Source organism: Saccharothrix luteola (assembly GCF_020859565.1).
GTDB classification, from domain to species: Bacteria; Actinomycetota; Actinomycetes; order Mycobacteriales; family Pseudonocardiaceae; genus Actinosynnema; species Actinosynnema luteola.
In genome coordinates this window covers 237,780-250,032 of record NZ_JAJHUO010000005.1, presented here as the reverse complement: position 1 = coordinate 250,032, position 12,253 = coordinate 237,780, and the positions used below count along the sequence as shown (strand labels likewise).

Annotated in this window: 15 protein-coding genes and 2 pseudogenes; 11 read left to right on the top strand and 6 right to left on the bottom strand. The window is 72.2% G+C overall.

The features are described from left to right. The first annotated feature begins 94 nt into the window (after positions 1-94). The 6 genes and pseudogenes from LNK82_RS08620 to LNK82_RS48230 all read left to right on the top strand — a co-directional run. Positions 95-1,006 carry a 1,4-dihydroxy-2-naphthoyl-CoA synthase gene (locus LNK82_RS08620; protein ID WP_230566411.1) on the top strand — a complete coding sequence of 304 codons (912 nt, stop codon included), beginning with the start codon at positions 95-97 and terminating at the stop codon, positions 1,004-1,006. After that, complete coding sequence (gene menE, locus LNK82_RS08615) at positions 1,006-2,070, top strand: o-succinylbenzoate--CoA ligase (RefSeq protein ID WP_230566410.1); 1,065 nt, start codon at positions 1,006-1,008, stop codon at positions 2,068-2,070. The genes LNK82_RS08620 and menE overlap by 1 nt, the downstream gene beginning before the upstream one ends. A 128-nt stretch (positions 2,071-2,198) precedes the next feature. Then, on the top strand, positions 2,199-3,395 hold the full coding sequence (locus tag LNK82_RS08610; RefSeq protein WP_230566409.1) for a DUF8814 domain-containing protein: 1,197 nt from the start codon (positions 2,199-2,201) through the stop codon (positions 3,393-3,395). A 54-nt stretch (positions 3,396-3,449) separates the two neighbouring features. After that, the gene (locus tag LNK82_RS08605; RefSeq protein ID WP_230566408.1) at positions 3,450-4,322 is read left to right on the top strand and encodes a 1,4-dihydroxy-2-naphthoate polyprenyltransferase; all 873 of its coding nucleotides are present in this window, start codon (positions 3,450-3,452) and stop codon (positions 4,320-4,322) included. Positions 4,323-4,343: 21 nt separating this feature from the next. After that, positions 4,344-4,517 (top strand): annotated as a pseudogene (locus tag LNK82_RS48235) (maltose acetyltransferase domain-containing protein); the annotation flags it as partial. Between the two features lie 246 nt (positions 4,518-4,763). Further along, a pseudogene (locus LNK82_RS48230) lies at positions 4,764-4,854 on the top strand (DapH/DapD/GlmU-related protein); the annotation flags it as partial. 69 nt (positions 4,855-4,923) lie between these two features. Here LNK82_RS48230 and LNK82_RS08595 read toward each other — a convergent pair. Next, the gene (locus tag LNK82_RS08595) at positions 4,924-5,322 is read right to left on the bottom strand and encodes a hypothetical protein (RefSeq protein ID WP_230566406.1); all 399 of its coding nucleotides are present in this window, start codon (positions 5,320-5,322) and stop codon (positions 4,924-4,926) included. Positions 5,323-5,396: 74 nt separating this feature from the next. Continuing rightward, a complete protein-coding gene (gene cds1, locus LNK82_RS08590) occupies positions 5,397-6,446 on the bottom strand; it encodes an L-cysteine desulfhydrase Cds1 (protein ID WP_230566405.1) in 1,050 nt (349 codons plus the stop codon). Between the two features lie 68 nt (positions 6,447-6,514). On the opposite strand from cds1, the gene LNK82_RS08585 reads away from it, so the two are divergent. Further along, positions 6,515-7,507, top strand: coding sequence for an ADP-ribosylglycohydrolase family protein (locus tag LNK82_RS08585; protein ID WP_230566404.1), 993 nt, complete (start codon positions 6,515-6,517; stop codon positions 7,505-7,507). 24 nt (positions 7,508-7,531) lie between these two features. On the opposite strand, the gene LNK82_RS08580 is transcribed toward LNK82_RS08585, so the two are convergent. After that, entirely contained in the window at positions 7,532-8,533 is a 1,002-nt protein-coding gene (locus tag LNK82_RS08580; protein ID WP_230566403.1) for an aldo/keto reductase, read from the bottom strand. 132 nt (positions 8,534-8,665) lie between these two features. Between LNK82_RS08580 and LNK82_RS08575 the strand changes: the two genes are divergently transcribed. Together LNK82_RS08575 and LNK82_RS08570 are read left to right on the top strand one after the other, a co-directional pair. Then, on the top strand, positions 8,666-8,986 hold the full coding sequence (locus LNK82_RS08575) for a PadR family transcriptional regulator (RefSeq protein ID WP_230566402.1): 321 nt from the start codon (positions 8,666-8,668) through the stop codon (positions 8,984-8,986). Further along, positions 8,983-9,294, top strand: a complete 312-nt coding sequence (locus LNK82_RS08570) for a hypothetical protein (protein ID WP_230566401.1) — start codon at positions 8,983-8,985, stop codon at positions 9,292-9,294. Before LNK82_RS08575 ends, LNK82_RS08570 begins: the two co-directional genes overlap by 4 nt. Positions 9,295-9,298: 4 nt before the next feature. Here LNK82_RS08570 and LNK82_RS08565 read toward each other — a convergent pair whose 3' ends face one another. Both LNK82_RS08565 and LNK82_RS08560 read right to left on the bottom strand, forming a co-directional pair. After that, complete coding sequence (locus tag LNK82_RS08565) at positions 9,299-9,580, bottom strand: DUF4229 domain-containing protein (protein ID WP_230566400.1); 282 nt, start codon at positions 9,578-9,580, stop codon at positions 9,299-9,301. 4 nt (positions 9,581-9,584) lie between these two features. After that, a complete protein-coding gene (locus LNK82_RS08560) occupies positions 9,585-10,049 on the bottom strand; it encodes an Lrp/AsnC family transcriptional regulator (RefSeq protein ID WP_230566399.1) in 465 nt (154 codons plus the stop codon). A gap of 149 nt (positions 10,050-10,198) precedes the next feature. Between LNK82_RS08560 and LNK82_RS08555 the strand changes: the two genes are divergently transcribed. After that, entirely contained in the window at positions 10,199-10,417 is a 219-nt protein-coding gene (locus tag LNK82_RS08555; protein WP_241828460.1) for a BldC family transcriptional regulator, read from the top strand. Positions 10,418-10,469: 52 nt separating this feature from the next. Beyond that, positions 10,470-10,649, top strand: coding sequence for a hypothetical protein (locus tag LNK82_RS08550; protein WP_053715371.1), 180 nt, complete (start codon positions 10,470-10,472; stop codon positions 10,647-10,649). Between the two features lie 52 nt (positions 10,650-10,701). On the opposite strand, the gene LNK82_RS47620 is transcribed toward LNK82_RS08550, so the two are convergent. Further along, positions 10,702-12,165 (bottom strand): nucleotide-binding protein, encoded by a 1,464-nt coding sequence (locus LNK82_RS47620; protein ID WP_230566398.1) that lies wholly within the window; start codon positions 12,163-12,165, stop codon positions 10,702-10,704. Positions 12,166-12,253 lie beyond the last annotated feature (88 nt).

The window sequence follows — 12,253 nt, the reverse complement described above, 5'->3', positions numbered from 1 at the left end:
CGCACATTGTCGCTCAGCCCGCGACCAGGTGATTCCACGCGCTGAGCCGGACCGGACCGCCTCTCGGCCGCGGCGCGGGCCTATTGTCCCTGCCGTGGCAGATCAGGACGTTTCCGAGCTGTTCGACCCCGCCCGCTGGAAGCCGGTCGAGGGGTTCGACTTCACCGACATCACCTACCACCGCGCGGTCGACCAGGGCACGGTGCGCATCGCGTTCGACCGGCCCGAGGTGCGCAACGCGTTCCGGCCCCACACGGTCGACGAGCTGTACCGCGCGCTGGACCACGCCCGGATGAGCTCGGACGTCGGCTGCGTCCTGCTCACCGGCAACGGCCCGTCCCCGCGGGACGGCGGCTGGGCCTTCTGCTCGGGCGGCGACCAGCGCATCCGCGGGCGCAGCGGTTACCAGTACGCGTCGGGCGAGACCGCGGAGACCATCGACCCGGCCCGCGCGGGCAGGCTGCACATCCTGGAGTGCCAGCGCCTGATCCGGTTCATGCCGAAGGTCGTCATCGCGGTCGTGCCCGGCTGGGCGGCCGGCGGCGGCCACAGCCTGCACGTGGTGTGCGACCTCACGCTGGCCAGCGCCGAGCACGCGAAGTTCAAGCAGACCGACGCCGACGTCGGCAGCTTCGACGGTGGCTACGGCTCGGCGTACCTGGCCAGGCAGGTCGGCCAGAAGTTCGCCCGCGAGATCTTCTTCCTCGGCCGGGCCTACACCGCCGAGGACATGCGGCAGATGGGCGCGGTGAACGCGGTCGTGCCGCACGCCGAGCTGGAGTCGACGGCGCTGGAGTGGGCCAAGGAGATCAACGGCAAGTCGCCGACCGCGCAGCGGATGCTGAAGTACGCGTTCAACCTGATCGACGACGGCCTGGTCGGGCAGCAGATCTTCGCGGGCGAGACCACGCGCCTGGCGTACATGACCGACGAGGCGGTGGAGGGCCGGGACGCCTTCCTGGAGAAGCGCCCGCCGGACTGGTCCGACTACCCCTACTTCTACTGATGGTCACCCTCGACCTGCTGCGGGCCGCGCTGACCTCCGGTGGCGGCCCGGTGATCGCGCAGCCCGGCGACCTGCCGCCGTTGCGCGGGTGGGAGACCGCCGCCGCGCTCGCGGTCACGACGTCGGGCTCCACCGGCGAGCCGAAGACCGTGCTGCTCGGCGCGGACGCGCTGACGACGTCCGCCGAGCTGACCCACGCCCGCCTCGGCGGGCCCGGCCGGTGGCTGCTGGCCCTGCCGACCACGCACATCGCCGGCATCCAGGTGCTGGTGCGGTCGGTGGTGGCGGGCGTCGAGCCGGGCGTGATGGACCTGGCGCCCGGTTTCCGCGCCGCCGACTTCGCCGTCGCGTCCCGGCCGGTGCTGGCCACGCCGGGGCGCCACTACACCGCCCTCGTGCCGACGCAGCTGGCCCGCCTGGTCGCCACCGACGGCCCGGGGCTCGCCGCCGCCCGGCAGTACGACGCCGTGCTGATCGGCGGCGCGGCCACCCCGCCTTCACTGCTCGAACGCTCGCGGGAGCTCGGCGTCCGGGTGGTCACCACCTACGGGATGAGCGAGACGTCCGGCGGCTGCGTCTACGACGGGCTGCCGCTCGACGGCGTGCGCGTGCGGCTGGTCGACGGCCGCATCGAGGTCGGCGGCCCGGTGCTGGCGCTGGGCTACCAGGGCGGCGAGCCGTTCGGGGAGTGGTTCCGCACCGGCGACCTCGGCCGCGTCCGCGCCGACGGCACGGTGGAGGTGCTCGGCCGGGCCGACGACGTGATCATCAGCGGCGGCGAGAACATCGCGCCCGCCGGCGTCGAACGGGCGCTGACGGCCCAGCCCGGCGTGCGGGAGGCGTGCGTGGTGGGGCTGGCCGACCCCGAATGGGGTCAGGTGGTGGCGGCAGCCGTGGTGCCGGAAAATCCGGATGACCCGCCCGACGTGGACGAGCTGTGCGCGGCGGTCGGCGACGTCGTGGGGCGGTTCGCCATGCCGAAGCGGGTCGTGTACGTGGCGGAACTGCCGTTGCGCGGGCCCGGCAAGGTGGATCGGAGGGCGGTCGCTAGCTCGTTTGGGTGAGTTTCTGTCTTATTAGCGAGATTGTTGGTTGACAGATAACCACGCCAGGCGATTGGCTCGGCAGCGCCGAGGCGCGCGGCCCTGCCGCGGTCACCACCGCACCGCGCACCCGGACGAGGAGTGCTGCGATGACCAGGCGCTACCTGATACCGCTCGCCGTCGCCACCGTCCTGACCGCCGGACTCGCGTCGCCCGCCGCCGCCGCGTCCGACGTCGGGTGGCGCGCCGACCTGTCCACTGTGGACGCCGACGACAACGGCGTGACGACGCACGACGGCGCGGTGCGGCTCGACCGCGCCGCACCGACGCCCGCCAGCGCGCGGGCCGCCATCCGCACCGGGTTCCTGCAGCTCGAACCGCGGACGTTCGACGCGCCGGTCAACGCCGTCGCCGCGACCGTGAGGAGCAGCGTGCCCGCCGGCGCGGAAGTCGCCGTCGACGTGCGCGGCGCGGTGGGCGACGAGCAGTGGACCGAGTGGGTCGAGGCGCGCCCCGACGCGCCCGCCGTGCTGCCGACCTTCGTCACCACCGTGCAGGTCCGGTTGGCGCTCACGGCCGAGAAGGCCTCGCCCGAGGTGAGCCGGGTGGACCTCCGCGCGTTCACGACGGTCGCCGCGCCGGAGGTCGGGGCGCAGGCCGCGGGCCTGTCCTACCGGGTCTACGCGACCCGTGAGGGCCTGGTCGGCGGCACGACGGCGAACGGGCACGTGATCGTCAGCCGCGACCACTTCGCCGCCCTGCCGTCGCGGCGCGGCCTGTCCGCCAAGGGCACCGGCACGTACAGCGTGCGGGTGTGCGCGTCGAACGGCCGCTGCGAGTGGGCGCCGGTGTGGGACGTCGGCCCGTGGAACACCAAGGACGACTACTGGAACCCCTCGGCCACCCGCGAGATGTGGAAGGACCTGCCCCAGGGCAAGCCCGAGGCGCAGGCCGCGTACCAGGACGGCTACAACGGCGGCAAGGACCAGTTCGGCCGCACCGTGGCCAACCCGGCGGGCATCGACCTGGCCGACGGCACGTTCTGGGACGGCCTGAAGCTGACCGACAACGCGTGGGTCACCGTCACCTACCAGTGGACGGGTTCGGGCCCGGCGGGCTTCATCCGCACCGCCGGCGACCCGCTGAACGTGCGCAGCGGCGCGACCTCGACGGCCTCCCAGGTCGGCTTGGCCGCGAACTACGCCCAGGTGCGGGTCGAGTGCCAGGTCACCGGCCAGTCGGTGACGGGCTCGCAGGGCACCTCGAACATCTGGTTCCGGATCGCGGCGGGCAAGTTCGTCGCCCGGGCGTACGTGTCGGGCGTGTCGGGCGCCACCGCCTGCTGATCACGCGACCACCCGGGAGCGGGTCCCCGTTCACCATGTCGGAGGATGTCCGGCATGGCCACAGTCGCCCAGTGGGTATCGGGGACCCGCCCCCGCACGCTGCCGAACTCGATCGCGCCGGTGCTCGTCGGCGCGGGCGCCGCGCACCACATCGACGGCTTCGACCTGACCCGGGCGGCGCTGGCGCTCGTGGTGGCGGTGGCGTTGCAGGTCGGCGTGAACTACGCCAACGACTACTCCGACGGCATCCGGGGCACGGACGCGAACCGCGTCGGCCCGTTCCGGCTGGTCGGGTCGGGTGCCGCCGACCCGCGGGCAGTGCGCACGGCGGCGTTCGCCGCGCTGGGCGTGGCCGCGGTGGCGGGCCTGGTGCTGGTGGTGCTGTCGGGCCGGTACTGGATGGTGGCGTTCGGCGCGGTGTGCATCGCGGCGGCGTGGTTCTACACCGGTGGCCGCAAGCCGTACGGGTACTCGGGCCTCGGCGAGCTGGCCGTGTTCCTGTTCTTCGGGCCCGCGGCGGTGCTCGGCACGCTGTACGTGCAGACCGGCGAGGTCACCGGCATCGGCATCGGCGGCGCGGTCGCGATGGGCGCCTTCTCGACCGGCGTGATGATCGCGAACAGCCTGCGCGACATCCCGACCGACATCCAGGCGGGCAAGCGCACGCTGGCGTCCACCCTGGGCGACCGCGACTCCCGCCGGCTCTACCTGGCCCTGGTCTCGATCCCGTTCCTGATCACGCTGGCGATCGGCCTGCGCGTGCCGCTGGCCCTGATCGGCTTCCTGGCCCTGCCGCTCGTCGTGCTGGGCGCGCGACGGGTGCTGAACGGCGGCAAGGGCCGCGACCTGATCCCCGTGCTGCGCGACACGGGCCTGGCCATGCTGGTGTGGGGCATCGCCGTGCCCGTCGCGCTGGTGCTGGGCTGATCCGGGGAAGGGAGCGCCGAGGTGTCCGGCAGTGACAAGCAGGAGGTCTCGGACCGGATCCGGCGAGGCCTGGTCTACACCGAGTCCGAGGCCGCGTTCCAGGCCCCGCGGCGACGGACCGACCTGATCTTCGAGTACAACCACACCCCGCCGGGTGACGCCGACAAGCGGAGGTCGCTGCTCGTCGCGATCCTCGGTTCGGTCGGCGAGCGCACCGTGCTGCTCCCGCCGTTCAGCGCCGGCTTCGGGAGCAACGTCCACATCGGCGACGACTTCTTCGGCAACGTCAACCTCGCGTTCGTCGACGACGTCGACATCCGCGTCGGGGACGGGGTCATGATCGCCCCGAGCGTGACGCTGACCACGACGGGGCACCCCGTCCACCCGCACCGGCGCGTCGACTTCGCGCGGTTCTCGGAACCGATCGTCATCGAGGACAAGGTGTGGATCGGCAGCAACTCCGTCGTGCTGCCGGGCGTCCGGATCGGCTACGGGGCGGTCATCGGCGCCGGCAGCGTGGTCAGCCGGGACATCCCGCCCATGGTGGTCGCGGTCGGGACGCCGTGCCGAGCGGTCCGCCCGATCACCGACGAGGACCTCGTCACCAGGCGTCCTCGGTGAACGTCATCGGCTCGTCGTCGTCCCGCGGCTTGGGCTTCGGCGGTTCGACGCGTGGTTCCTCGCCGCGGCACAGGGCCGCCAGGGCTTCGCGGTCCGCCTCCAGCGCCGCCTTCACGCCGCGGTCGTCGGCGGCCTCGCCCATGAGCACCTGGCGCCAGCTCAGGTAGCCGCCCGCGATCCGGCGCTGCAACGCCTGCAGCTCCGGCGTCGCCGCGTTCGACTTCGCGTACTGCATCACCCGGCGCACGTCGTCGGCCGAGGGCTCGCGCTGCGGGTACCGCAGCTTCGCCGCCTCGCGCATCGCCTTGTCCGCGTCGGCGACGGACCTGGCCAGCACGTCCTCCGCCGTGAGCACCTCCGCCGTCCGCCACGCGCTCACCGCACACCCCTTCCCACGCGCCGATCCCCGCTGCGACGCACGGCACGCGCCGCGCGTTCCCATGAAAGCAAGAATCACCGGCTCCACATACCGGTCGAGCGGAACCTCTCCAACGTGGCCCGGTGCGGCTCCAGGTCCATGCCCTGCGCGGCGACCCACTCGTCGTCGTAGTACGTGTGCGCGTAGCGCTCGCCGCCGTCGCACAGCAACGTCACGACGCTCCCGCGCAGCCGCGAGGCCCGCATCTCGGCGATCAGCTGGAACGCGCCCCACAGGTTCGTGCCGGTCGACCCGCCCACACGCCGCCCGAGCACGTCCTCCACGTGCCGGATCGTCGCCACCGACGCCGCGTCCGGCACCTTGATCATCCGGTCGATCACGGTGCCGATGAACGACGGCTCCACCCGTGGTCGCCCGATGCCCTCGATGCGCGAGCCACGCGTCCCGGTCAACGACGGGCTCCCGTCGCGCCACGCGTCGAAGAACACCGAGTGCTCCGGGTCCACCACGGCCAGCCGGGTCCGCAGCTTCCGGTAGTGGATGTAGCGGCCGATGGTCGCGCTCGTGCCGCCCGTGCCCGCGCCCACGACGACCCACTCCGGCTCGGGCGCGGACTCCAGCGCCATCTGCTGGAACACCGACTCGGCGATGTTGTTGTTGCCGCGCCAGTCCGTCGCCCGCTCGGCGTGCGTGAACTGGTCCATGAAGTGCCCGCCCAGCTCGGCCGCGAGCCGCCGGGACTCGTCGTAGATCGCGCCCGGCTCGTCGACGAAGTGGCACCGCCCGCCCTGGCGCTCGATCAGCGCCACCTTCTCCTGGCTGGTGGAACGGGGCATCACCGCGATGAACGGCAACCCGAGCAGGCGCGCGAAGTACGCCTCCGACACCGCCGTGGAGCCGGACGACGCCTCGATCACGGGCGTGCCGCCGACCACCCAGCCGTTGCAGATCGCGTACAGGAACAGCGAGCGGGCGAGCCGGTGCTTGAGCGAGCCGGTGGGGTGGGTCGACTCGTCCTTCAAGTACAGGTCGATGCCCCACTCCGGCGGGAGGGGGAAGTGCAGCAGGTGCGTGTCGGCGCTGCGGTTGGCGTCCGCTTCGATGATGCGGACGGCCTCGCACACCCATTCCCTGGTCCGGGAGCTACATCGGTCTACCGAAGTCGTCACGCCGGCACGATAACTTCTGCGACGTGACCTCACTTCCGATCGGCCCACTCCGCGGCAGCCTCCTCGCCGGCGCGGTCGGCGACGCGCTCGGCGGTTCGATCGAGTTCGACCGGATCGACCGCATCCGGGGCCGGTTCGGTCCGTCGGGCCTCACCGACTACGCGCCCGCCTACGGCCGGCTCGGCGCGATCACCGACGACACGCAGATGACCCTGTTCACGCTGGAAGGCCTGCTGCTGGCCCGCAAGCGTGACAGCGACCCGGTGCACGAGGTGCGCGTGGCGTACGCGCGGTGGCTGCGGACGCAGGGCGGCCCGGAGGTCAGACCGGACGGGTGGCTGCTGGACGTGCCCGAGCTGCACGACCGGCGGGCGCCCGGCAACACGTGCCTGACCGCGTTGCGCTCGGGCGTGCTCGGCACGGTGGACGCGCCGATCAACGACTCCAAGGGCTGCGGCGCGGTGATGCGGGCGGCGCCGGTGGCGTTGTGGTCCGACGAGGTGCGCGAGGTGTTCGACCTGGCCGCCGCGACCGGCGCGCTGACCCACGGCCACCCCAGCGGCTACCTGTCCGCGGGTGTGCTGGCCGTGCTGGTGCAGCAGGTGCTGGCGGGCGTGCCGCTGCCGCCCGCGATCGAGGTGGCCCGCGCCGAGCTGATCAGGTGGGACGGCCACGAGGAGCAGCTGGCCCTGCTGGACCTGGCCGTCGAGCTGGGCGTCGGCGGCGTGCGGCCGACGCCCGAGGTGATCGAGACGGCGTTGGGCGGCGGTTGGGTCGGCGAGGAGGCGCTGGCGATTGCGGTGCTGACCGCGTTGGCCGCACGTGACCTGGCCGACGGGCTCCTGCTCGCGGTCAACCACTCGGGTGACAGCGACTCGACCGGCGCGCTGTGCGGCAACCTGCTCGGTGCGCGCGACGGCGTCGAGGCCATCCCGGAGCACTGGCTGGAGGTGCTGGAGCTGCGCGACGTGATCGAGCGGCTGGCCGACGACGCGGCGGCCGCGTTCGCGCGGTGACCGGACGGCCGGGCCGGGATCCGATCAGGACGGCCGGCGCACGAACCGGGGCAGGCGCTGCAAGGCGTACGGGTAGGGCAACGGTCGGCTGCTGACCTCGGTCAAGCGCGCCAGCCGGGTGTCGTCCAGTGACCAGCCGGTGGCGCCGAGGTCGTCCACGAGCTGGTCCGGCGTCCGGACCCCGATGATCGGGCTCGTCACACCGGGCTGGTCGAGCAGCCAGCGCAAGGCGACCTGGGACGGCGTCCTCCCGACCTCGGCGGCGACGGCCGAGACCGCCTCCACGACCTGCCAGGTGAACCCGGTCGCGCCGTCCTGCGGCGACTGCCGCCGGTCTGCCAGCCTGGTGCCGGCCGGGGCCTCGGTCATCTCCCGGGTGTACTTGCCGGTCAGCCGGCCGCCGCCGAGCGGGCTCCACGGGATCAGGCCGAGGCCCTCGTTGCGGCAGATCGGCAGCAGTTCGAGCTCCGCGTCGCGGTCGAGCAGGTTGTAGAGCGGTTGCAGGCTGACGAACGGCTCCCAGCCGTGCTGACGAGCGAGGTCGATCGACTTCTGCAACTGCCACCCGGTGTAGTTGCTGGCGCCGACGAATCGCACCTTGCCGCTGCCGACCAGCCGGTCGAGGGTGGACAGCGTCTCCTCGATCGGGGTGGCGTCGTCGAAGACGTGGATCTGGTACAGGTCGAGGTAGTCGGTGCCCAGCCGTACGAGGCTCGCCTCGACGGCCCGGATCAGGTGCTTGCGGCCGGCGCCGTTCACCGGCGCTCCGGCGGCCATCTCCCCGTACGCCTTGGTGGCGATCACCAGGTCGTCGCGGTTGTGCGAGCTCAGCCAGCGGCCGATGATCTGCTCCGAACCGCCGAACCGGTACGTGTCGGCGGTGTCGATGAAGGTGCCGCCGGCGGCGGTGAACTCGTCGAGGATCCGGTGGGCGGTCGGCTCGTCGGTCTGGTCGCCGAAGGTCATGGTGCCGAGCGCGAGCTCGCTGACCTCGAGCCCGGTACGTCCGAGGAATCGTCGTTGCACGGGTCGAACAGTAGCCACGGCACGGCCGGGGGACCGTGCCAATTCGCGGCGGAGATCCCGTGCCGATTCGCCGCGGGGCCGGTGTGCCGAAGGTGGTGGACAACCCTTAATCTATATAGGTAGGCTTGACTCGTGGAACCGCTCGGACGCATCGGAGGGGCCACGGTGGACGTGCTGGGGGTGCTGCTCGGCAGTGACCAGCCGCGCTGGGGCCTGGAGATCATCAAGCTGACCGGACGCCCGTCCGGCAGCGTCTACCCGCTGCTCGACCGCCTCGAACGGGCCGGGTGGGTCACCTCGGCGTGGGACGACGACAGCGAACGCCGCGGCCCGCGCCGCCGGATGTACGTGCTCACGCCCGGAGGCGCCCAGGAGGCGGTCAAGGTGTGCGCGAAGGCCGCCGGCCGGCAGCGGAAGTCCAAGCCCGTCACCCGACCGGAGGTCGCCCGATGAGCAGACTCACGACCCGACTCGCACTGGCCGTGGTCACGGCCGCCGCCGTGCTGCTACCGCGCGGGCAAAGGGACCGTTACCTGGAGCAGTGGCGCGCCGACGTCGAGGGCGCGCGGGAGCTGGGCCTGAACCCGCTCGGCGTGGCGTTCGGCGCGTTCCGCATCGCGAACCGGGAGCGCAAGCCGGTGGCGCTGCCGATCGGCCCGTTGGCACTGGCCCTGCGGCTGCGCGAGAGCACGAACATCGGCGCGGTGCTGGCCGTGATGGTGCTGGCCAACCTCGGCGGGGCGATCCTGCTGGTGGTGTGAGGCGCTAGGCGGCGTCGCCGCGCAACTGGGCGCGCAGCTTCTCGCGTTCGGCGCGGCGCGCGGCCTGCTTCTCCTCCAGGCCCAGCGCGACCCGCTTGCGCAGCCCGCCGAACACGAACAGCGACAGCGGCAGCGCCACCACCACGCCCACGGCGAGCGCGACCAGCAACGGCACGTTGACGAGCACGAGCAGCGCGGTGACCGCGGCGACCATGCCGAGGCGCGCGCCGACGTAGAGCGTCACATCACGACCCAGGTGCACGGTTACCCAGGTTACGCTGCCCATCGGGTCAATCAGTCGCGGGACCGGCTGCCGCGGTGTTCGGACGGCCCTCGAACCGGGTGGACAGCACGACCGTGGTGCGCGTGCGCGCGACGCCCTGGATGCGCCGCAACCGGCCGAGCGAGCGCTCCAGGTCGTCCACCGTGGCGACCCGCACCTTCACGATGAACGACTCGTCGCCCGCCACCCGGTAGCACGACTCGACCTCGACCAGCTCGGCCAGCGCGACGGCCAGCTCGTCGTCGTCCGCGGTGTCGGTGGGGTGGATGCTGACCAGCGCGGTCACGCCGAGGCCGACGGCGCTCGGGTCGACCACCGCGTGATAGCCGACGATCACGCCGGTGGCTTCCAGCTTGCCGACCCGTTCGTGCACCGCGGAGGCCGAGAGGCCCACCTTGCGCCCCAGGTCGGCGTAGGTGGCCCGGCCGTTCTCCCGCAGGGCGGCGATGATCTGTCGATCAAGAGCGTCCACCGGTCACAGCGTAGGCCCACCGACCTCGATGTCCGAACCGCGCGCTTCGTCCCTTACTACCTCTTTACCATCACCCAAGCGTTCGAGTACCCGATGGGTGGGGTGCCACGATGCGTCCGGTACGTCTGTTCGCCATCGGGGAGGATGCCGTGACCGTGACGCAGGGACACCAGGGGGAACGCCTGCTGACACCGGGTGAGGTCGCGAACTTGTTCCGGGTCGACCCGAAGACGGTCACCCGCTGGGCCACCGCGGGTCGGATCGGGTCGATCCGCACGCCGGGTGGGCACCGGAGGTTCCGGGAGTCCGAGGTGCAGCAGCTGTTGTCCCAGCTGACCACGGAAGCGACGGAGCCGGTTCGGCACTGACGACGTGCACCTCCGCGACACGGGTAATCTCGTGGCAAAGGAGGTGGCGACCATGCTCTACCTGCTCGCGGTGATCGGTGCGCTCACCATCGCCGTGCTGCTGTGGCGTGCGTTCGGGCCGAACCGGGTCGATACCGCCCCCAGTCGTCGGATCGTGGCGCCGGACGACGACCCGGACTTCCTGCGCAAGCTCGGTGAGCAGCGCAAGAAGAAGCCGGACGACGAAGAGTGACAACGGCGGGGCCTCGAACGAGGCCCCCTCGTCGTGTCGGTGGCTCGTCGTGTCAGTTGTTCGGGAAGTCGTCGGCCACGGTGGCGGCGAGTTCCAGCAGCGCGAGCCGGGTGTCCGGGGCGAGCTTGTCCAGCTCGATCTCCGCGCCCTCTTCCAGGTGAGTGTCGAACGGGATCCGCACCACGGCGCGACAGCGCTGGGCGAAGTGCGCGGCCAGCTTGTCCAGGTCGACCTTGCCCGAGCCCGGCCGCACCGAGTTGATCACCGCGACGGACTTCGCGACCAGGTCGCGGTAGCCGTGGGCGTCCAGCCAGTCCAGCGTCGCCGCCGAGGTCTGCGCGCCGTCCACCGAGCCCGAGGACACCAGCACCAGCGAGTCGGCCTGGTCGAGCACGCCCTTCATGGCCGAGTGCATCAAGCCGGTGCCGCAGTCGGTGAGCACGATGTTGTAGAAGAGCTCCAGCAGCCCCATCGTGCGCAGGTAGTCGAGGTCGCTGAACGCCTCCGACACCGCCGGGTCCTGCTCCGACGCCAGCACCTCGAGCCGGCTGGGCGACTGCGAGGTGTACGCGCGCACGTCGCTGTACCGGGTGATCTTCGAGGCATCGCGCAGCAGGTGCCGCACGGTCGCCGTGGTCTCCCTGGGCACCTTCAGCGCCAGCGTGCCGCGGTCGGGGTTGGCGTCCACCGCGATGACCCGGTCGCCGCGCAGCGAGGAGAAGGTGGAGCCGAGCGTGGTCGTCGTCGTGGTCTTGCCGACGCCGCCCTTGAGGCTCAGCATGGCGATCTTGTAGCAACCGCGCAGCGGCTGGTTGATCCGGCCGATCAGCTCACGCCTGCGGACGTCCGCGGGGCTCTCGCCGAGGTTGACCAGACCGCCGGTGACCGAGTGCACGGTCTTGCGCCAACCGGACTGCGGCGGGCGCTTCGCGCGCTTGATCAGCTGCTGCGAGGACACGTCGCTGGCGTTGGCCGGCCGCTGGGGTTGCGGCTGCTGCGGCTGGACGCTCTGCGGGAAGTTGTTGGGGAACCCGCCCTGGTACTGGTGCGGTCCCGACTGGTTCGGCCCCGGCTGGCCGGGGTACGGGCCGGACTGGCCGCCGGAGACCTGGTAGGCGCCCGACTGGCCGCCCGACACCGGGTACGGGCCCGACTGGCCGCCCTGGACCTGGTAGGCGCCGGACTGCTGCCCGGACACCTGGTACGCGCCGGACTGCTGCCCGGAGACCTGGTACGGCCCGGACTGCTGGCCCGACACCGGGTAGGGGCCCGACTGCTGACCCTGCGCCGGGTACGGGCCGGACGGGTGGCCCTGCGCCGGGAACCCGCCCGACGGGGGGCCGGTCACCGGACCGGACTGCGCCGGGTCGAGGTAGACGGTCTGGGGGTCGACGTAGTGGGCACCCGATCCCGGCTCGACCTGGTAGCCGCCCGACTGGTTCGGGTTGGGCTGCTGCCCGTCCGCTCCGGCCGGCTGCTGCCACGACGGCTCAGGATTCTCGTAGCGACCGGTCACCGCTGGGGTCCTCCCTGAGCGAAGCGGATCGAGACCTCCCCGACCCCACGCGTCCGACGGTAGTCGGCCACCAGTGGTTCCACGACAC